At 75.2% G+C, this 20,094-nt stretch carries 19 protein-coding genes and 1 CRISPR repeat array (1 of these 20 cut by a window edge); of the genes, 15 read left to right on the forward strand and 4 right to left on the reverse strand.

The genetic code is table 11. The features are described from left to right. Positions 1-97 precede the first annotated feature (97 nt). Together ABT092_RS02305 and ABT092_RS02310 are read right to left on the reverse strand one after the other, a co-directional pair. Positions 98-616: a hypothetical protein gene (locus ABT092_RS02305; protein WP_351238842.1), complete on the reverse strand. Its 519-nt coding sequence runs from the start codon at positions 614-616 to the stop codon at positions 98-100. 68 nt (positions 617-684) lie between these two features. Further along, a complete protein-coding gene (locus tag ABT092_RS02310; protein WP_351238844.1) occupies positions 685-2,457 on the reverse strand; it encodes an ABC transporter ATP-binding protein in 1,773 nt (590 codons plus the stop codon). Positions 2,458-2,724: 267 nt separating this feature from the next. Here ABT092_RS02310 and lxmA point away from each other — a divergent pair, with 267 nt between their 5' ends. From lxmA to ABT092_RS02365, 11 genes are all read left to right on the forward strand, one after another. Further along, positions 2,725-2,940 carry a lexapeptide family class V lantibiotic gene (lxmA, locus tag ABT092_RS02315; protein ID WP_351238846.1) on the forward strand — a complete coding sequence of 72 codons (216 nt, stop codon included), beginning with the start codon at positions 2,725-2,727 and terminating at the stop codon, positions 2,938-2,940. Positions 2,941-3,094: 154 nt separating this feature from the next. Further along, positions 3,095-3,727, forward strand: coding sequence for a peptide terminal cysteine decarboxylase LxmD (gene lxmD / locus ABT092_RS02320; protein WP_351238848.1), 633 nt, complete (start codon positions 3,095-3,097; stop codon positions 3,725-3,727). After that, entirely contained in the window at positions 3,724-4,767 is a 1,044-nt protein-coding gene (locus ABT092_RS02325; protein WP_351238850.1) for a hypothetical protein, read from the forward strand. The genes lxmD and ABT092_RS02325 overlap by 4 nt, the downstream gene beginning before the upstream one ends. Next, the gene (gene lxmK, locus ABT092_RS02330) at positions 4,754-5,905 is read left to right on the forward strand and encodes a class V lanthionine synthetase subunit LxmK (protein ID WP_351238852.1); all 1,152 of its coding nucleotides are present in this window, start codon (positions 4,754-4,756) and stop codon (positions 5,903-5,905) included. Before ABT092_RS02325 ends, lxmK begins: the two co-directional genes overlap by 14 nt. Further along, the gene (locus ABT092_RS02335) at positions 5,902-6,921 is read left to right on the forward strand and encodes a T3SS effector HopA1 family protein (RefSeq protein WP_351238854.1); all 1,020 of its coding nucleotides are present in this window, start codon (positions 5,902-5,904) and stop codon (positions 6,919-6,921) included. Before lxmK ends, ABT092_RS02335 begins: the two co-directional genes overlap by 4 nt. Continuing rightward, positions 6,918-7,724, forward strand: a complete 807-nt coding sequence (locus ABT092_RS02340) for a class I SAM-dependent methyltransferase (protein WP_351238856.1) — start codon at positions 6,918-6,920, stop codon at positions 7,722-7,724. Before ABT092_RS02335 ends, ABT092_RS02340 begins: the two co-directional genes overlap by 4 nt. After that, positions 7,721-8,962, forward strand: a complete 1,242-nt coding sequence (locus tag ABT092_RS02345) for a M16 family metallopeptidase (protein WP_351238858.1) — start codon at positions 7,721-7,723, stop codon at positions 8,960-8,962. The genes ABT092_RS02340 and ABT092_RS02345 overlap by 4 nt, the downstream gene beginning before the upstream one ends. After that, positions 8,959-10,296 (forward strand): M16 family metallopeptidase, encoded by a 1,338-nt coding sequence (locus tag ABT092_RS02350; RefSeq protein ID WP_351238860.1) that lies wholly within the window; start codon positions 8,959-8,961, stop codon positions 10,294-10,296. Before ABT092_RS02345 ends, ABT092_RS02350 begins: the two co-directional genes overlap by 4 nt. Continuing rightward, positions 10,293-11,336 carry a F420-dependent peptide dehydroalanine reductase LxmJ gene (gene lxmJ, locus ABT092_RS02355; RefSeq protein ID WP_351238862.1) on the forward strand — a complete coding sequence of 348 codons (1,044 nt, stop codon included), beginning with the start codon at positions 10,293-10,295 and terminating at the stop codon, positions 11,334-11,336. The genes ABT092_RS02350 and lxmJ overlap by 4 nt, the downstream gene beginning before the upstream one ends. A gap of 59 nt (positions 11,337-11,395) precedes the next feature. Then, on the forward strand, positions 11,396-12,199 hold the full coding sequence (locus ABT092_RS02360; protein WP_351238864.1) for an ABC transporter ATP-binding protein: 804 nt from the start codon (positions 11,396-11,398) through the stop codon (positions 12,197-12,199). Next, positions 12,192-12,932, forward strand: a complete 741-nt coding sequence (locus tag ABT092_RS02365; RefSeq protein ID WP_351238866.1) for an ABC transporter permease — start codon at positions 12,192-12,194, stop codon at positions 12,930-12,932. The genes ABT092_RS02360 and ABT092_RS02365 overlap by 8 nt, the downstream gene beginning before the upstream one ends. Before the next feature lie 27 nt (positions 12,933-12,959). On the opposite strand, the gene ABT092_RS02370 is transcribed toward ABT092_RS02365, so the two are convergent. Together ABT092_RS02370 and ABT092_RS02375 are read right to left on the reverse strand one after the other, a co-directional pair. Further along, positions 12,960-13,403, reverse strand: coding sequence for a pyridoxamine 5'-phosphate oxidase family protein (locus ABT092_RS02370; protein WP_351238868.1), 444 nt, complete (start codon positions 13,401-13,403; stop codon positions 12,960-12,962). Positions 13,404-13,488: 85 nt separating this feature from the next. Then, entirely contained in the window at positions 13,489-14,166 is a 678-nt protein-coding gene (locus tag ABT092_RS02375) for a response regulator (protein ID WP_351239271.1), read from the reverse strand. 333 nt (positions 14,167-14,499) lie between these two features. Between ABT092_RS02375 and pdhA the strand changes: the two genes are divergently transcribed. The 4 genes from pdhA (at position 14,500) to ABT092_RS02395 (ending at position 19,591) form a co-directional block, all read left to right on the forward strand. Beyond that, positions 14,500-15,675 (forward strand): pyruvate dehydrogenase (acetyl-transferring) E1 component subunit alpha, encoded by a 1,176-nt coding sequence (gene pdhA, locus ABT092_RS02380; protein ID WP_351238870.1) that lies wholly within the window; start codon positions 14,500-14,502, stop codon positions 15,673-15,675. Positions 15,676-15,677: 2 nt separating this feature from the next. Next, positions 15,678-16,658 (forward strand): alpha-ketoacid dehydrogenase subunit beta, encoded by a 981-nt coding sequence (locus tag ABT092_RS02385; protein WP_351238872.1) that lies wholly within the window; start codon positions 15,678-15,680, stop codon positions 16,656-16,658. 21 nt (positions 16,659-16,679) lie between these two features. Next, positions 16,680-18,128: a dihydrolipoamide acetyltransferase family protein gene (locus ABT092_RS02390; protein WP_351238874.1), complete on the forward strand. Its 1,449-nt coding sequence runs from the start codon at positions 16,680-16,682 to the stop codon at positions 18,126-18,128. 104 nt (positions 18,129-18,232) lie between these two features. Beyond that, the gene (locus ABT092_RS02395; protein WP_351238876.1) at positions 18,233-19,591 is read left to right on the forward strand and encodes a metallopeptidase domain-containing protein; all 1,359 of its coding nucleotides are present in this window, start codon (positions 18,233-18,235) and stop codon (positions 19,589-19,591) included. A 204-nt stretch (positions 19,592-19,795) separates the two neighbouring features. Continuing rightward, positions 19,796-20,094: a CRISPR direct-repeat array (repeat unit 29 nt; unit sequence GTTTCCAACCCACCAGGGCTGATGAGGAC) (it continues 444 nt past the right edge of the window).

The following is a 20,094-nucleotide window of genomic DNA, read 5'->3' on the forward strand; positions in this document are numbered from 1 at the left end:
GACCCTCCAGGAGGCGAGGGTCATCGCGGACACGGCGACGGTGTACGCACTGGGTGCCGGCGCGGGCCACCGGCCCCCTTCCGCGGGTGCGCGGCGGCTACGGCAGCGCCGCGCTGACCGCGTCGACCAGCATCATCCAGGCGGGGGAGCCGCCGGTGCCGAAGGCCGCGGCGAGCAGGTAGCCGAGGGCGGCGTCGACCGGCTCGGGGGAGGCGCCCTCCCGCCACTCCACGATGACGATCTCGTCGCCGTCGTTGGAGAAGTCGGCCAGGTGCACCTTGTCCCGGGTGAACCTGCTGCTGGGGATCGAGTCGGGCACCAGGACGTGGGTCACGCCCTGGTGGGAGGTCCGGACCCGGTAGGTGGACCGGCGGAACCTGCCCTTGCCGGGCCGCAGGGCGACGGGGGCGCCGTCGAGGGTGAGGGTGAGGTGGGCGGCGTCGCGGGTGCCGATGGCGATCTGCGGGTCGACCTCGCAGGACGGGTCGCGTTCCAGGACGGCGGTGGGGATGTTCGCCCCGGACACGGTCACCCGCTCCTGGCCTTCGATGCGGACCGCTATCTCGCCGAACAGGACGTCCTCGGTGAGGTGCGGGGCGGGGCTCAGGTCGTTCATGTGCGCTTCCTTCGGTGGGGGTCAAAACGTCCGTCGGGGGTGGGGGTGTTCGCCGGCGGGCGGAGGGATCAGGCGGTCGCGGCGACCAGTTGGCCGCCCGCCATCTCGCGGTAGAACTCGCTGCGGTCCAGCAGGTCCCGGTGGGTGCCCTGGTCGAGGACGCGTCCCCGGTCGAGGAGGACCAGGTGGTCGGCCGAGGTGACGGTGGAGAGCCGGTGGGCGATCAGCAGCACGGTGCATTCTCGCGCGGCCCGTTCGACGGTGGCGCGCAGGGCCCGTTCGCTGCGGCCGTCCAGATGGGCGGTGACCTCGTCCAGCAGCAGCACGGTGGGGCGGCGCAGCAGGGCCCGGGCGATGGCCAGGCGTTGGCGTTCGCCGCCGGACAGGGCCAGCCCGCGGGCGCCGATCTCGGTGTCCAGTCCGTCCGGGAGGCCGGCCACGAAGTCGGTCAGCAGGGTGCGGTGCAGCACCTCGGAGACCTCCTCGGCGGTGGCGTCCGGCGCGGAGTAGAGCAGGTTCTCGCGCAGGGTGCCGGCGAGCATGGGGGAGTCCTGCTCGACGTAGGCGATGCGGCGCCGCAGGTCGGCCCGGGACAGGGTGCGGATGTCGGTGCCGTCCAGCAGGATGCGTCCCCCGTCGGTGTCGTAGAACCGTTGGATCAGGGAGAACAGGGTGGTCTTGCCGGAGCCGGAGGAGCCGACGAGGGCGGTGATCCGGCCGGCCGGGGCGGTGAACTCGACCCCGTCCAGGGCGGGGGCGCGGCCCGGGTAGGCGAAGGAGGCGCCGTCGACGGTGACGGTGGGGGCGACCGGGGCGGCGGCTCCGGTGGTGTCGACGCCCTCCACGGGGTCCACGTCGTCCTCGACGGACATCCGGTTCAGCTCCTCGATCCGGGTGAGGGCGCCCAGGCCCTGCTGGAGCGAGTTGAAGCCGCCGACCAGGGAGACGATGGGGCCGCCCAGGTTGAACAGGTAGAGCAGGAAGGCCACCAGGGCGGCCAGGTCGAGGGTGCCGGTCGCGGCGAGCACGCCGCCCAGGCCGATCACCGCGAGGAAGGACGCCTGGACGACCAGACCGGCGAGGACCGCGATCAGTGCCTGGTAGCGGGCCCCGGTCAGGCCGGCCCGGTACGCCTTCTCGGCGGCGGCGCCGGCGCGGGCGGTCTCGGTGGCCTCGCCGCCGTTGGCCTTCACGGTGCGGGCGGCGCCCAGCGCCCGGTCCAGGGCGGCGCCGATCTCGCCGACCGACTCCTGCGCCCGGGTGGTGAGGGTGCGGATGCGGGGCATCACCACGCCCAGGGCGATGCCGACGACGACGAGCACGGCGGCGGTGATGCCGAGCAGCGGCAGGCTCACCACGCCCATGAGCACGATGGTGGCGATCAGGTGGATGGAGCCGTCCACCAGCTGGATCAGTCCGCCGGTGGCGGCGTGTTGGACCAGGGTGCTGTCGGAGGTGACCCGGGTGGTGAGGCTGCCCGGTTCGACCCGGTCGAGTTCGGCGGTGCGCAGCCGGATCAGCCGGGCGATGAGTCCCTTGCGCACCTGGAGCACCACGCGTTCCGCGGTCCGCTCGCTCAACCACGCCTGCCCCCAGGTGAGGCCGACGGAGAACAGGAACAGGGCGGTGAGCAGCAGGATCTCGTCCGTCAGCCCGTCGCCGACCGCGAGGTCGACGAGGACGTCCTGCACCACCAGGGGTTGGGCGAGGCCCGCGGCGCTGCCGAGGAGGGTGAGGAGCAACACCAGGGCGAGGACCCCGCGGTGCGGCCGTGCGTAGGCGAGCAGCGCACGCAGGGCGGGCCGCTCAGCCGGAGTCTGTTCAGCGTCAGGTGTGTTCACGCTTGCCTTTCTATCCCCTCCGCACGCGCGACGGTATGGGCACAAGCGGCAATGCCGGAAGGGGAATTGCCGGGTGCGGTGATGCCGGTAACGCCAATGGCGGGACGGAATTCCGCTGGGCCAGGATGTGGATGTCCGCAAGGGACACCGGGTCGCCGGCAAGGCGAACGGGATTCTGGTGAAGGGGAATTCACCGGAACTCCGCCGCCGCTGTAACGCCGGATCGCGGCCCGCGATCGGATGCACGTCTACCGGAGGTTTTCTCCCATGCAGAACATGACCGAGCAGGACCTGTTCGACGGCTACACCGCCTACACCTCGGCCGAGGAGCTGGGCCTGGCGGACGGCAAGGAGGCCGGCCCGGCGTTCACCCCCACCATTCCGTGGGCGATCCGCGCCACCATCATCAGCGCCCGTTCCTCGCAGCAGTGCGCCGCGGCCCTGGGTTCGCTGGCCGCCCGCACCATCGAGAGCAAGTGCTGACCACGCCCTGAGCCTCGGGGCGGACCGGCGACGGACCCGACCGGGTCCCGGCGCCGGCCCGCCCCGGCCGGCAACGAGGGACACCACGATGCGTCACGGGACGTCAAAGGACGTCCGAGGACGTCCAAGGAATTCGAGGGAACGGACAGAGGAATTGGGCGAGACCGATCCCGGATTCCGGAGGATTCTCCTGGTGGGCACCGGGGCGCTCAGCGTCGCGTTTCTTCCCTTCTGGATCAACTGGTTCAAGAATTCGCCCCGACAGGGGGAACTACGGGTCGTGCTCACCCGCTCCGCCCGTCGTTTCGTGTCGGCGGAGGCGGTGTCCGTCCTGAGCGGGCGTCCGGTCCTCGTCGACGACTGGGGCGGCCCGGACGGACGGGGCGACGGCGCCGGCACCCCGGTGCCGCACGTCGAACTGGCCCGCTGGCCCGACCTGGTGCTGGTGCACCCGGCCACCTTGAACTTCGTCAGCCGCTACGCGCTCGGACTCGCCGACTCGCCGTTGCTGCTGGCCCTGCACTCCACCGACGCCCTGGTGGGCGTCGCCCCCGCGCTTCCCCCCGCCGCGCACCGCAATCCGGTGGTCCAGGGCCATCTGGCGGCGCTGCGGGCCCGGCCCGGGGTGGTGGTGGCGCCGACCGTGTCCGCGGTCAGCGCCAGCACCGGCGAGGAGGACGACGGCGGTGCCGCACCGCTGACCGAACTGCTCGCGCTCTGCACCGCCGCCCGGCGGGCGGAGCGGAACCCGTCGACCGGGCGGGAAGGAGAGGAGCGATCCCCATGACGGCACGACCCGCCGCCCCCGCCATGCCCGCCCCCGCCACGTCCGCCTCCGTACCGGCCGCGTTCCCCGCGGACCCGATCGGGCCGGACCCGGCACCGACCGGGCTCGACGTGGACCCGAGCGGACCGGACCTGGTGGCCGAGTACGCCACCGGCCTGGCGACCACCCGGGTGTGGTCCGCCGGGGACGGGTCGTTCTGGTGGTGGCAGCGGCCGGGCGCCGATGCCGCGCCGCACCGGCCGGTGCCCCCGTCGTCGGCCCTGCCCGAGGTGCCGGACGGCGTCCGACTCGTCGTGCCCCGCCCGGTCGGCGAAGGGTTGATGTACCGGGTGCACGGCTCGGCCTCGGCCGCCGGCTGGCTGCGCGACTTCCGTCCGGCGGCCCGCCTCCTGGTCGCCGGTGCGCTCGGCGCGGCGGCCCGCGGGCTGCGGGCCCTGCACCGGGACGGGACGCCCGCGGCCGAGGCCGGTCCGGTGCCCGGACTGCGCCGGCTGCGCGACTGGGCCGCCTCGGACGACGCACTGCGGCGCCGGGCCCGCGCGTTCTGGGGGCCGGACCGCACCGCCCGACTGCTGGACTGGGCCGAGCAGGCCGGCGGCCCGGCCGCGGACGGCGTCCGGCGGCCGGTGCACGGCTGGGCCTCGCTGGGCGCCCTGATACCCCCCCTGAACCGGGGGCGGACCGCGCTGCTCACCGGCCCCGACCTGGGCACCGGCCGCCCGGAGCTGGACCTCGGCTGGCTCCTCGGCGAACTCGCCGAACTCGCCTGGCGGGTGCCCGCGCACCCGGACGGCGGGCCGGCGCCCGACGCGCTCGCGCTGCGCCGGATCCTCCTGGACGCCTACGGACCCGGCCCCGACCCGGTGCTGACCGGCCGCTGCGCGGTGCTCCGGATCGCCGTCCACATGCAGGACTTCGCCCGCTACCAGGGCTGGGACGAGGAACTCCTGGAGTACCTCGCCTTCACCGCCGACCTGATCGACCACGAGGGGCGCCCCACGCTGCCCCCGAGCCCCGGAGACCCCCATGAGCACCCCTGAACAGGCCGGCGGCCCGGCCCTGTTGCGCTACCGACCCACCGACCCGACCGCCGTGCCCGGCGTCCGGGAACTCCTCGACGCGCTGGGCCTGGGGCGGCTGGAGCCGGAGGGGCTGGCCGGCTACGGCGGACGCAACGACAACTGGGCCGGCCGCACCACCAGCGGCGAACGGGTCTTCGTGAAGACGGTCGCCCGCGACCCCGACGGCAGCAGCGGGGAACTCGACCGGGCGCTGTCCTTCGAGGCGCTCGCCCCCCGGGTGCCGACCGGCTCCGCCCTGCGCTTCCCTGAACACCTGGGCACCCACCGCCCGGGCGCGGTCAGCGCCTACCGACTGCTGTCCGGCGCCCGGTCCGGCGCCGAAGTCGCCCTGGACGGCGACTTCGACGAAGGGTTGTGCCGCACCGCGGGCCGGGCCGTGGCCACCCTGCACGGACTCGACCCGCAGGGCGCCGCCCTCGACGCCGGGGACGCCCCGCTGCCGCCGCTGGAGTGGCTGGAAGCCTTCCCGTGGAGCGCCCTCCAGGACCGCAGCATGGCCCAGATCGCGGCCTGGAAGCTGGTGCAGGACGACCCGGGAGCGGTCGGGGCGCTGCGCCGGCTGCGCGCCCTGGAACGGGCCGCGCCCCGCACCCCGACCCACTGCGACCTGCGGTTCGACCAGTTCATCCTGGCCGACGGCGAGCTGTACCTGTGCGACTGGGAGGAGTTCCGGCTCGCCGACCCGGCCCGGGACGTGGGCGCCTTCATCGGCGAGTGGCTCTTCCAGGCCACCTACTCGGTGTTCGCCCCCGGCCCCGCCGCCGGGGACGCCGACGCGCCCCCGACCGGCTTCGACTTCACCCACGAGGAGGTGGTGCGTCGCGGCGGCGAGGGCATCCGCCGCCACCTGCCCCGGATCGCCGCCTTCTGGCAGGGCTACCGGGAGCTGCGCGCCCCCGACCCGCAACTCCCCGAACGCGCCGCCGGGTTCGCCGGCTGGCACCTCTACGACCGGCTGATCGCCACCGCCCAGGCGCACGCCACGCTCAGCCCGGTGGCCCGGGCCGCCGCCGGCATCGGCCGCACCCTGCTCACCCGCCCCACCGAGGCCGCCGCCACCCTGCGGCTGCACCTGCCGACCGGGAGCCCCCGATGACCGTCCCCGCCCCCGTCACCGCGGCCCTCGCCCCGCACCTCCTCGACGCCCTCGGGCGGGTCAGCGTCACCCCGGACGGCCGGCACGCCGTCGTCGCCGGCCGGGAGGTCTCCGCCGACTCCCCCCGCGACCTGCGCGGCCGGCTCACCACCGCCCTCTACCAGGAGTTCCACGCGGGCAACGCCCCGCGCGGGGCCGCCCCGGACACCGCCCCCCGGCGCTCCACCCGGGACCCAGCCCTGGAGGCCCGGTACGCGGCGGGCGTGCCGCACCGGTGGACGCCCGCCGAGGGCCTGCTGCTGGCGCTGCGCCCGGACGCCGGGCAGGCGGTGGTGCGGCTGCCCGAGATCACCGCCCGCGTCCCCCTGGACCGGCTGCTCGCCCCGGACGACCCCGGCCCGGGCGACCTGGTGCGCCTGGCCCTGGAGGCCGCCCGACCCGCGCTCTCCCCCGGATTCTTCTACGTGATGGGTTCGCGGCCGGTGGTCCGCCTGGCCGGACCGGTCCGTCGACTCTTCGTCCACCTCGACGGCCCCGAAGGGGCGGCCGGGCACTGGGCGGCGGTGCTCACCGCCCTTGAGGAGGCCGGCGCCGCCTACCACGCCAAGGTGCTCTCCGACCCGGAGGACTTCCCGCGCCGGGACGCCCTCGTGGTCTACCTGCACGGCGTGCACGAGCCGGCCGAACGGGCCGTCACGGAGGCCGTGCGCCCCCTGCCCGGGCGGGGGGCCGGGGTGTCGCTGTTCACCGAGGAGTTGGCGCCCGGGCTCGCCGCCGCCTGGGACCCCGTCGACCCGCGCCCCGGCCAGCGCGACCTCAGCTTCGGCCAGCACCGCTGCCTGGCCCTGGCCACCGCCCTGATCGACCACGCCACCGACCACGCCACCGACCACGCCACCGACACCGCCGCCGACGGCCGCACCGAGCGGGTCGCCCGTGCCTTCCGGGCCGCCGGCATCGACCCGCTGCGCCCCGCCCGCAACGTGCCCGCCCCCGCCGAAGGAGACCCGACGTGACCGCCACCGCCACCGAGACCCCGCCGACCACCGAGGACACCGCGCCCACCGGCTTCGGCGCCGCGCTCTCCACCGCCTACAGCGAGGCCCTCGCCGAGGTGTACGACGAGGTCTACCCGGCCACCCCCGACCTCGACGACATCGGCGCCTTCCTGCTCACCCTCGCCCGCCCCGGGGCCAGCGTCCTCGAACTCGGCGTGGGCACCGGCCGGGTGGCGCTGCCGCTGGCCGCACGCGGCTTCGAGGTGCACGGCGTGGAGACCTCCCCGGCCATGCTCGCCCGACTGGCCGAGAAGGACCCCGAGGGCCGGGTCACCACCCACCTGGGCGATCTCACCGCCCTCGACCTGGGCCGCACCTTCGACGTGGTCCTCGCCCCGTTCAACGTGCTCTGCTGCGCCATGGCGATCGACGAGCAGATCGCGCTGATGCACGCCGTCGCCCGGCACACCGCGCCGGAGGGCCACGTCGTCACCGAGACCTTCGACCCCAGCGACTACCACGTGCAGAAGCGCAACGAGGTCACCACCCACCCCGTCGCCGACCGCGGGGCGGTGATCGAGTCCATCGGGGTGCTGCCCGCCTCGCAGAACATGATGGTGCAGAGCACCCTGCTGCTGGACGGCGCGGCACCGCGCTCGGCCACCACCGTGCTGCGCTACCTGTGGCCCTCCGAACTCGACCTGCTCGGCGGCATCGCCCGACTGGAGCTGACCGCCCGGCACGCCGGCTGGCGGGAGCAGCCCTTCGACGGCGGCGACAGCCGGAAGATGTGCGTCTCCGTCTTCCGACCGCTGACATGACCCTGCACGAGCACCGGTTGCCCAACGGGCTGCGGGTCCAGGTCGAGCCCCGGCCCGGACACGGACGGGGGCTGGTCGCGGTGGCCCTCACCGTCGCCGCGGGCAGCGATCTGGACCCGGCCGGCCGGCACGGCACCGCCCACCTGGTGGAGCACCTGATGTTCCCGCGGGGCGGTGCCGGCCGGGGGCACGCGGCGCGGGTCGCCGCCGCGGGCGGGGTCTGCAACGCGGAGACCCACCGCGACCGCACGGTGCTGCACACCGTCGCCCCGGCCGCCGTGCTCGACGCCGTCCTGCGCGGCGAGGCCCGCCGGCTGCGGGACTTCGCCCCCGCCCCCGAGACCTTGCGCACCGAGACCGCGGTGATCGCCGAGGAGATCCGGGGCGCCGCCGCCGGCGGCCGGCTCTGGGAGACGGTGCTCGGCGCCCTGCACCCCGGCGGCCGGGACTCCTACGGCACCCCCGCCGAACTGGCCGCGACCACCGTCGCCGACGCCGAGGGCTTCGTCCGCCGGCACTACCGCCCCGAGGCGCTGGCCCTCACCGTCGTCGGCGAGGTCGACCCCGCCCCGGTGCTCCATCGGATACGGGAACTCTTCGGCGACGTCCCACCCGGTGCAGGGCCCGTCCCGGTGGCCGCCCCCCCCCCCCCCCCGCGCACCACCGCCCGGCCCACCGCCACCGCCCCCCTGCCCGCCCCGGCCCCCGCCGTCGCCCTCGGCCACCTGCTCCCCGCCCCCGCCCACGACCTGCCCGCCCACCTCGCCCGGGTGGTCCTCGCCGAGGTGCTCGGCCGCAGCCGGCTGCCCGCCCTGGTCCGCGCCGACCCCCGCCTCACCTCCGCCCGGGTCACCTGCGGCCTGTACGGGCAGTGGCTCGGCGCCCGCGCCCCCGAACCCGTGCTCGCCGTCCTCGGCCGGGCCCCCGGCGTCCGCGCCGAGGAGGCCGCCGCGGCCTGGACGGACGCCCTGCACCGGATCGCCGACCGGCCGCCGACCGCCGGGGAACTGCGCCGCGCCCGCAACGCCCTGCTGCTCGCCCACCACCGGGGCGCCGACTCGCTGACCGCCCGCGCCGTCACCCACGGCCACCTCGCCCTGCTCCTCCCCGACGCCGGCGGGATCGACGCCCTGCCCGCGGCGCTCGCCCGCACCACCGGACGGCAGGTGTCCACGGCCGCCCGGGGCCTGCTCACCGGCCCCCGCTCCCTGACCGCCCTGGGCGATGGAGACGCATGACCCCCGCCGCGGACCGCCCGCACACCGACGACACCCTCCCCAACGGCCTGCGCCTGGTGGCCGTGCACACCCCCGCCGCCCCGCTCGCCGAGATCCGCCTGGTCCTGCCGTGGGCCCGCACCGCGCCCCGCCTCGCGGCGGCCCAACGCCTGCTGGCCGCCTGCCTCGGCACCGGCGCCCGCACCCCGGGCGGGCGCCTGCGCACCCGCCAGGACATCGCCGACCGGGCCGCCGACCTGGGCGCCGAACTCTCCACCGTGGTCACCCCCGAGTCGCTGGTGCTCTCGGCGGGGGTGCTCGCCGAGGGGCTGCCCGGCGCCCTGGGCCTCCTCGCCGACCTGCTGCTGCGCCCCGTCCACCAGGAGCGCGAGATCGCCCTCGCCCACGCCCGGCCGCCCGCCCCCGGCGCCCGCCCGCTCGGGCGGAACCTGCTGCGCACCGCCCTGCTCACCGACGCCTTCGGCGCCCACCCGCTGCTCGCCCCGCCCGCCCCGGACACCGCCGCCGGCCCGCCGACCGCCGCCGACCTGCACGCCCTGCACCGGCGGGCCGTGGTCCCCGCCGGATCGGTCCTGCTGATCACCGGGGACGCCGACCCGCGGCGCACCGCGGACACCGCCGCGCAGGCGCTCGCGGACTGGTCGGGCGGCCCCTCCGGGCTGGTGCTGCCGCCCTTCGCCCGGGCCGAGCCCCGCCCCGGCCGCACCCGCCGCACCGACCCGGAGGCCGCCCAGGCGCTCGTGCTCACCGCCGGCCCCGCCGCCCGCGGCGACGCCGCCCTCCACCTGGCCCAACTGGTGCTCGGCGGCCACGCCTCCGGCCGGCTCGCCCGCCGCGTCCGGGACCGGCACGGGCTGGCCTACGCGGTGTCCGCCACCCTCCGCGAGAACCGGGCCGGCGCCTGGCTGGAGACCGAGGCCGCCGGCGCCCCCGGCACCGCCGACCGGATCGCCGCCGAGGTCACCGGCTGCCTGCACGAACTCGCCGCGGACGGCCCCACCCCCGACGAGTTCGAACGGGCCCGGGCCTACGCCCTGGGCTTCACCCGGTTCGCGCTCGCCACCCGCGCCGAGGAGGCCACCGCCCTGGCCGGCTTCCTCGCCGCCGGGCTGCCCCTGCACTGGCTCGACGACCACCGCAGCGCGCTCACCGCCCTCACCCCCGCCCGGGTCGCCGAGGCCGCCGCCCGTTTCCTCGACCCCCGGCACACCGCCCTCGCCACCCTCGACACCCCGCCCGCCCCGCCGAGGCCCGAGCCCGCCCCGCCCGCGTCCGCCCCGCCCGAGCCCGTCCCGCACGGGCACCACCCGCACGAGACGGAGTCCCCAGCGTGACGGCCCTGCCCGCGGTGCTCTACCCGCTCCAGCCCGACCACCCCGAGCTGGTCGCCCCCTTCGCCGCCGTCGCCCGGCGGGCCGGCGCCCGCCGGCTCTGGCTCTGCCAGTCCTTCCGCGCCGAACCCCACCAGACCCTGGCCTACCTCGCCGGACGGGGCCACACCGTCCCGGTCGGCACCGCCGTCACCCTGCTGCCGCTGCGCCACCCCTACGAGGCCGCCGTCCAGGCCCGCTCGCTGGCCCTGCTCACCGACGCGCCCGCGGTCGCCGGCTTCGGCATCGGCAACCCCGGCTTCGTCGCCGGCCTCACCGGCCGGCCCTACGCCAGCCCGCGCCGTGCCGTCCGCGACTACCTGACCTCCGTCCGCGCCCTGCTGGACGGCCGCACCCTCGCCCACGACGGCCCCGACCACCACCTGCACGGCTCCCTCGCCCCGCTGCCGCACGCCCCCGTCGAGGTGGGCGCCGGGGTGCTCCGCCCCGGCATGGCCCGCACCGCCGGCGAGATCGCCGACGTGGCGATCACCTGGATGACCCCGCCCGACTACCTCGCCCGCACCCTGTGCCCCGCCCTGGCCGAGGGGGCCCGGGACCGGCCCGCCCCGCCGCGGGTGGCCACCGCCGTGCACGTCCTGGTCACCGGGCCCGGCCGCGACCCCCGGCGCCTCGCGCTCGCCGCCACCCGCGAACACCTGGCCGCCCCGCACTACGCCGACATGCTGCGCCGGGCCGGCGTCCGCACCGACCCGCACGATCCGGCCGGCACCGCCCGCGCCCTGCTGGACTCCGGCACCGTCCTGGCCGGCACCCCCGAGGAGATCGCCGAAGCCCTCGGCGGCTACCGCCGCGCCGGCGTCGACGAGGTCCTCCTCAACCCGTCCGCGGTGCTGCTCACCGAAGGCGTCCACGCCGCCGCCGAGGACCTCGAACGGGTCCTCGCCGCCTGCCGCGCGGCCGGGCCGCAGCAAGCTGCCACCGCCGAACAGCATGCTGCCCCCGCCGCCGCCCCCCGGGCGCCCGCCGCCCTGCTTGGCTGAGGGCATCCACCGCGACGGGCCCCCTCGCACCGCACCCGAACACCCCAGGGAGAGGTCTCTTGACCGGCAACGACCACACCCACCGGGCCCCGGGCGGGGACGCCGACCACAGCGTCACCCTCTCGGGCGTCAGCAAGCGCTTCGGCACCCACCAGGCACTGGAGGACGTCACCTTCGCCCTGCGGCCCGGCCGGGTCACCGGCCTGCTCGGCCCCAACGGCGCCGGCAAGTCCACCCTGCTGCGCATCCTGCTCGGCCTGGCCCGCCCCGACCGGGGCACCGCCCGGGTCTTCGGCGCCACCCCCGGCACCCTGCCCGACGCCGCCCACCGCATCGGCGTCGTCATGGACGCCATCGGCTTCGCCCCCCGGCCGACCGTCCGCCACCAGCTGCGGATCGCCGCCCGCGCGCTCGGCCTGCCCGACACCCGCGTCGACGAGGTCCTCGACCAGGTCGACCTGGCCGGCGCCGCCGCCCGCACCCGCTACCAGGCGTGCTCCACCGGCATGCGCCAGCGCCTCGCCCTGGCCGCCGCCCTGCTGCCCGACCCCGAACTCGTCGTCCTGGACGAGCCGCTCAACGGACTCGACCCCGAGGGCATCCGCTGGATGCGCCGGCTGATCGAACAGCAGGCCGAACGGGGGCGCACCGTGCTGCTCGCCAGCCATCTGCTCTCCGAGGTCGAACAGACCGTCGACGACATCGTGGTGCTCCGCCGCACCGTCCTCTTCCAGGGGTCCCTCGACGAGCTGGTCCACCAGGGCGCGGGCCGACTGGAGGACGCCTACTTCCACCTCGTCGAAGGCCGCACCGCCACCTTGCCCACCCCCGCCCCCTCCGCGCCGGAGCCGTCCCATGCGTAACCAACTCTCCGCCGAACTCCTCAAGGCCCGCTCCGGCGCCGCCTTCCCGGCACTGCTGCTGGTCTCCCTGCTGCTGGCGGCGGTCGGCCAGCTCGGTGCCGTCTACGCCGAGAACGGCCTCGCCGCGCCGGGCGCCGCCGCCGACACCACCCACCGGGTCCTCAACATGGCCGGATCCTCCGCCCTCTTCGCCGGACTCTTCGGGGCCGTCCTGGTCACCGCGGAGTTCCGCTCGGGCGCCATCGGCCGCACCGTGCTGCACGCCCCGAGCCGCTCGACCGTGGTCACCGCCAAGCTGGCCACCGCCACCGCCGCCGGACTGGTCTTCGGGCTGCTCGCGGTCGCCGCCGCCCTCGGCGTCGGCGCCCTCGCCCTCTCGGCCCGGGACAGCGCCCTGGTGCTGGACGGCCGGGGCTGGCGGGTCGCCGCCGCCGCGGTCGCCGTCTGCGGCTTCGCCGGACTGTGGGGCGCGGCCGTGGGCTGGGTGGTGCGCCACCAGCTCGTCGCCGTCGTCGGGCTGCTGGTGTGGGGGACCGTCGGCCAGCTGATGGTGCTCGGCCGACTGCCCGAGGCGGGCCGCTTCCTGCCCGAGGGCGCCCAACACGCGCTGCTGGGGGACCGGCTCACCTTCCCGGACGCCCTCCCGGCACCCGCCGGGGCCCTGGTCCTCGCGGTCTGGTGCGCGGTCCTCGCCCTGGTCGGCCGGCAGCTGTTCCTGCGGCGCGACGTCTGAGGACGGCACCGACCCGGCCCGGCGCGCTCAGACCGCCGGGCCCGCCGGGTCCGACTCGTGCAGGGTGACCAGCTGCGGCTCGATCCGCAGGTACACCGGGTCGTAGGACTGGCCGTCCACCCCCTGCGGGAGCGGCCCGAACAGCCGCAGCTCCGCCGCGGTGGGCTGGACGGCGGTGCACAAGCCCACCAGCTGCACCGACCACTCGGTGCTGCCCGGCTCCCGGTGCCCCAGGTTGTCCGCCCCGTAGGCGACGACGCTGCCGAGGCACGCCTGGTGGTAGCCGTGGCCGCGGTGCATGCGCAGCAGCAGCCGGTCGGCCACCAGGATGTGCCGGGCCGCCGCGAGGAACGGCAGCGCGCGCATGCTGGTGGCCACGCGTCCGTGATCGGTGCCGGCGAGCAGGGACAGGGCCCGCTGCTCGTCGTGGGAGCGGTCGAAGAGGCCGAGCGTCGGCGGGGACATGGGCATGCGGCTCAATGTCGGTCATGCGGGCCCGGCGCACCAGGGGAGGCGGCCCCTGGTGGCCGGGACCAAAGTCCCTCACGTGCCACCCTCAGCCCCGCCGGGCGTCCAGCCGGGCCACGTAGGCGGCGGCCTGGGAACGGCGCTCCATGCCCAGCTTGGACAGCAGGCTGGACACGTAGTTCTTGATGGTCTTCTCCGCCAGGTGCAGCCGCTCGCCGATGGCGCGGTTGGTGAGCCCCTCGCCGATCAGGTCGAGGATCTTGCGCTCCTGGTCGGTGAGCGAGGCCAGCTTCTCGTCGCCCTCGCCGCGCCGGCGTCCGCCGGCCCCGCCGCCGTCGCGCAGCCGCTCCAGCACCCGGGCGGTGGCCACCGGGTCCAGCAGCGAACGGCCCGCGGCCACGTCCCGCACCGCGGCCAGCAGCTCGTTGCCCCGGATGGCCTTGAGCACGTACCCCGAGGCACCGGCCATGATCGCGTCGAAGAGGGCCTCGTCGTCGGCGAAGGAGGTCAGCATCAAGCACTTCACGGACTCGTCCCCGGACCGGATCTCCCGGCACACCTCGACCCCGCTGCCGTCCGGCAACCGCACGTCGAGCACCGCCACGTCCGGGCGGACCGCCGGGATGCGGGCGAGGGCCTCGGCCGCGGTGCCCGCCTCCCCGACGACCTCGATGTCGTCCTCGACGGTCAGCATCTCGTGGACGCCCCGCCGGACCACCTCGTGGTCGTCCAGAAGGAATACCCTAATTTTTCCCTCTTCTCGCACAGGGGTCAGTGTCACACACGCTCCCTTCCCCCGCCGAAGGTCCCCGGGTTACCGTTCGCCTGTTCCGGCCACCCCGCAGCCCGGTGCGACGCCCTGACCAGCAAGAGTTCCCCGAGGGCGCGATTTACTTGGAAATCCAAGGAAAATTGCAGGTCAGAAGGGTTTCGCGACTTTGCGCGACACTGGGTAACGTGCTTGGTGCAGGGCGCTCGCCGGAACACCTGTCACGCCCGTTCCCGGCGCGCACCCACCCCGTGCGCAGGCACCGGGGGCTGGCGACCGCACTGGCCCTCCCGGCGAACCCGGGCGGCCGGACCGACGGAGGAGCAGCACGTGACCGTGGAGAGCACTGCCGCGCGGGAGCCGCGCACGCGGGCGACCGCGAAGAGGGCGACCGCGAGGAGGACACCGGGCGGCGAACCCGACCTCATCCAGCTTCTGACCCCCGAGGGCAAGCGCGTCAAACCGGGCAAGGCGCTCGCCGAGTACGCCGCGTACGTCGAGGACGTCACCCCCGAGGAGCTGCGCGGGCTGTACCGCGACATGGTCCTCACCCGACGCTTCGACGCCGAGGCCACCGCCCTCCAGCGCCAGGGCGAGCTGGGCCTGTGGGCGTCCCTGCTCGGGCAGGAGGCCGCGCAGATCGGCTCCGGCCGCGCCACCCGCTCCGACGACTACGTCTTCCCCACCTACCGGGAACACGGCGTGGCCTGGACCCGCGGGGTCGACCCGACGCTGCTGCTGGGCATGTTCCGCGGCGTCAACCACGGCGGCTGGGACCCCAACTCCAACAACTTCCACCTGTACACGATCGTCATCGGCTCGCAGACCCTGCACGCCACCGGCTACGCCATGGGCGTCGCCAAGGACGGCGCGGACAGCGCGGTCGTCGCCTACTTCGGCGACGGCGCCTCCAGCCAGGGCGACGTGGCCGAGTCGTTCACCTTCGCCGCGGTCTACAACGCGCCCGTCGTCTTCTTCTGCCAGAACAACCAGTGGGCCATCTCCGAGCCCACCGAGCGCCAGACCCGGGTGCCGCTGTACCAGCGCGCCCAGGGCTACGGCTTCCCCGGCGTGCGCGTCGACGGCAACGACGTCCTGGCCTGCCTCGCCGTCACCCGCTGGGCGCTGGACCGGGCCCGCCGCGGCGAGGGCCCCACCCTGGTGGAGGCGTTCACCTACCGGATGGGCGCCCACACCACCTCCGACGACCCCACCCGCTACCGGCACGACGAGGAGCGGGTCGCCTGGGAGGCCAAGGACCCCATCGCCCGGCTCCGCGCCCACCTGGAGGCGCGCGGACACGCGGACGAGTCCTTCTTCGCCGAACTCGACGCGGAGAGCGAGGCGCTCGGCAAGCGGGTGCGCGAGGCGGTGCGGTCGATGCCCGACCCGGACCCGCTCGCCACCTTCGAGCACGTCTACGCGGACGGGCACGCGCTCGTCGACGAGGAGCGCGCCCAGTTCACCGCCTACCAGGCGTCCTTCGCGGACGAGGAGGACAAGTAGCCATGTCCGTTGAGAAGCTACCGATCGCCAAGGCGATCAACGCCTCCCTGCGCCGCGCCCTGGACGAGGACCCGAAGGTCCTGGTCATGGGCGAGGACGTGGGCAAGCTCGGCGGGGTGTTCCGGGTCACCGACGGACTCCAGAAGGACTTCGGCGAGGACCGGGTCATCGACACCCCGCTCGCCGAGTCCGGCATCGTCGGCACCGCCATCGGCCTGGCGCTGCGCGGCTACCGCCCGGTGGTGGAGATCCAGTTCGACGGGTTCGTGTTCCCCGCCTACGACCAGATCGTCACCCAGCTCGCCAAGATGCACGCCCGCTCGCTGGGCAAGGTCAAGCTGCCCGTCGTGATCCGCATCCCCTACGGCGGCGGCATCGGCGCGGTCGAGCACCACTCGGAGTCCCCGGAGGCGCTGTTCGCGCACGTCGCCGGCTTGAAGGTGGTCTCCCCGTCGAACTCCTCGGACGCCTACTGGATGCTCCAGCAGGCCATCGAGAGCGACGACCCGGTCATCTACTTCGAGCCCAAGCGGCGCTACTGGGACAAGGGCGAGGTCGACCCCGACGCCATCCCCGGCCCGCTGCACGGCGCCACGGTCGCCCGTGAGGGCACCGACCTCACGCTCGTCGCCTACGGGCCGATGGTGAAGGTCTGCCTGGAGGCGGCGGCCGCCGCCGAGGAGGAGGGCCGCTCCCTGGAGGTCCTCGACCTGCGCTCGGTCTCCCCGCTCGACTTCGACGCGATCCAGCGCTCGGTGGAGAAGACCCGCCGCCTGGTCGTGGTCCACGAGGCGCCGGTCTTCCTCGGTGCCGGCGCCGAGATCGCCGCCCGCATCACCGAACGCTCCTTCTACTACCTGGAGGCCCCCGTCCTGCGGGTCGGCGGCTACCACGCGCCCTATCCGCCGGCGCGGTTGGAGGAGGAGTACCTGCCCAGCCTGGACCGGGTGCTGGACGCCGTCGACCGCTCGTTCGCGTACTGAGCCGGGGAAGGAGTGACGACCATGACGCAGACGTCCGTGCGCGAGTTCAAGATGCCCGACGTGGGCGAGGGCCTCACCGAGGCCGAAATCCTCACCTGGCACGTGAAACCCGGTGACGCCGTGACCGACGGCCAGGTGGTGTGCGAGGTGGAGACCGCCAAGGCGGCGGTCGAACTGCCCATCCCCTTCGACGGAGTGGTGGCCGAGCTGCGCTACCCGGAGGGCACCACCGTCGACGTCGGCCAGGTGATCATCACCGTGGACACGGGGGACGGTACGGCCTCCGGTGCCGGTGCTGCTGCCGGGACCGCGGAGACCGCGACCGCCCCCGCGGAAACCGCCGACGAGGCGCCCAAGGGCCGCCAGCCGGTGCTGGTGGGGTACGGGGTCGCGGAGAGCTCCACCCGCCGCCGGCCCCGCAGGACGGTGCCCCCGGTGAACCCGGCGCCCCCGGTGGTCCCGGCCGCCGAGGTGCCCGCCGCACCGGCCCCGGTTCCCGCGGCCGCCCCCGTCGCCCCGGTGGTCGCCGAGGTCGGGGCCCGCCCGTTGGCCAAGCCGCCGGTGCGGAAGCTGGCCAAGGACCTGGGGGTGGACCTGGCGGGCGTGACGCCCACCGGCCCCGACGGCATCGTCACCCGCGAGGACGTCCACGCCGCCGCCGCTCCGCCGGCCCCCGAGTCGGCGGTGCCCTCGGCGCCGACCCCGGTTCCGGCCCCGGAGCCGCAGGCCGCCGCCGTGCGGACGGCCGCCCCCGCCGACGCCCGGGAGACCCGGGTCCCCGTCAAGGGCGTCCGCAAGGCGACCGCCCAGGCCATGGTGGGCTCGGCGTTCACCGCCCCGCACGTCACCGAGTTCATCACCGTCGACGTGACGCGCACGATGAAGCTGGTCGAGGAGCTGAAGCGGGACGCCGACCGCTACGGGCTGACCGGCCTGCGGGTGAACCCGCTGCTCCTGGTGGCCCGGGCGCTGCTGGTCGCCGTCAAGCGCAACCCCGAGGTCAACGCCGCCTGGGACGAGGCCCACCAGGAGATCGTGCAGAAGCACTACGTCAACCTGGGCATCGCCGCGGCCACCCCGCGGGGCCTGCTCGTCCCCAACATCAAGGACGCGCACGCCAAGACCCTGCCCGAGCTGGCCGCCGCCCTGGCCGAGCTGGTGGCCACCGCCCGCGAGGGCAAGACCTCCCCGGCGGCCATGCAGGGCGGCACGGTGACCATCACCAACGTCGGCGTCTTCGGCGTCGACACCGGCACCCCCATCCTGAACCCGGGCGAGTCCGCCATCCTCGCCGTGGGTGCCATCAAGCCCCAACCCTGGGTCCACAAGGGCAAGGTGAAGCCGCGCCAGGTCACCACCCTCGCCCTCTCCTTCGACCACCGTCTGGTCGACGGCGAGTTGGGCTCCAAGGTCCTCGCCGACACCGCCGCGGTCCTGGAGGACCCCAAGCGGCTGATCGTCTGGGCGTGACCTGACGGTCCCGGGGCCCACGGGCCCCGGGACCACCCGGACGGACCTCGCCGCGCGCACCTCCCGCCCGCGCGCCATAGCCTGGCCGCGGAAGGGAGACAGCCGTGCAGATCGGTGTCCTGCTCCTGACGTGCAAGGGTTCGCCACGGCGGACCACCTTCACCGCAGCCCAGGTCGAGCGGGTCATGGCCGAGGTGACGGCCTTCTACTCCGCCCAGTCCGGCGGGCGGGTCAATCTGACCTGGACGGTGCGGGACTGGCAGGAGGCGCCCTTCACCTCCGCCGAGTGGCATGCCAAGGGCATGGGCGCGACGCAGGCCGTCGCCGACGAACTCGGCTTCACCCTCCCCTACGACCACGTGGTGACGGTGATCGACGAGCCCGACTCCAGCGGGGGCACCACCCCGGGGTCGATCACGCACATCGCCGCCGTGGACTTCGGGCCGGCCGGCCTCTGCCACGAGTTGGGCCACCGCTTCGGGGCCGAGGACGCCTGGGGCCCGGTCAACGGCGAGTTGGAGCGCTACCGGGACCCCTGGTGCGCCATGGGATGGCTCGGACACACCTACCACGTGCCCGGCCTCGACGACCCCGGCGCCCCCGACCTGCACCGGGCCGGCCCCGGCATGAGCGTGCCGACCCTGATCGAGACCGGCTGGCTCGACCCGAAGGCGTCCCACGTCCTGGTCGACCTGAGCAAGAGCGGGAGCGTGCACCAGGCCGGCGGCGTGGTCGTCGAACTGTCCGCCCTGACCGGAGCGGTCTCCGGACCCACCGCACGGGGGCCGGTCGGGGTCCGGGTGGGCGGGGTCCTCGTGGAGTACCGGACCCGCAGTGGCGCGGGAGCGGACAAGGGACTGCCCGACCCCGGGCACTGGATCGTCGCGCACACGGACCCGACGGGTGACACACCGGTGTCGGCCGAACTCGTCGCCGCCTTCCCGGCCACCGTGGGCACCCTGCGCTCCTTCGGTGAGGACGACGTCTTCGACCTGTTCCACGACGGCCCCCTCCAGGTCTTCGTGATGTCCCTGGACGAGGCGAAGGGCACGGTACGGCTCGCCTTCTCCCGGCGACGGGCGAGGCCGTTGGAACAGGAGGGACTGGGCTCCGGCGACGGGGTGATGGTCTTCATCCCCGGCGTCGGGTTCAAGCCCATTCCCCCGCACTCGCCGCTGGTGGGCATCGTGGAGAAGGTGGCGGCCGTGCACGCCCTGCACGAGGCCCAACTCGTGGCCACGGACGACGAACGCCCCGCGCTGGAGCGGCTCACCCGCAAGGCCCTGGACACCCTGACCGAACGGTCCAGAGCGCTCCCGACCGGCTCGGTCCCCTCACCCTTGGAAGAGGCGCTGGAGTACGTCACCGAACTCCGGCGGGACGACTCCCTGGTGGACCGCGCCCGCCTGGCCACCGTGGAGGGCGTACTCGCCGAAGCCGTCAGGTCGGCGGCGCAGCGCTGACCCTGCCCCCCGCTCGGGCCCGCCACGGCGACCGGAGCCGGCGGGCGGCGGCGGGGGTGCCGCGCGCGACGGCCACCGTGCGCGTGGCGTCGTCCGAGGCTGTCCGGCTGGGTCCGCTCGAACGCGTCGGCCGGCCCGGGCGGCCCGGGCGGTGCGCTGCGGACGCGGGCGAGGGATCCGCAACGTCGTCCGGGGGGCGCTGAAGTTTCCAACCCACCAGGGCTGATGAGGCCGCGGCACCGTGGACTTCGTGCTCACGTGGCATGGCCCGTTTCCAACCCACCAGGGCTGATGAGGACTGGTGTGCGTGGAGACCATGACCCACTCGGTGTACTTGTTTCCAACCCACCAGGGCTGATGAGGGCCCGCGCTCGTCGTCCAGGCCCTCCAGCGCGCGGAGTTTCCAACCCACCAGGGCTGATGAGGACGTGGAGAGTTCCTGGTCTGCCTGACTTGTCGGGGAGTGTTTCCAACCCACCAGGGCTGATGAGGACCTACGACCG

Origin of the sequence: Streptomyces sp. NPDC002490 (genome assembly GCF_040296045.1) — a bacterium.
In the GTDB taxonomy this organism is placed as follows: domain Bacteria; phylum Actinomycetota; class Actinomycetes; order Streptomycetales; family Streptomycetaceae; genus Streptomyces.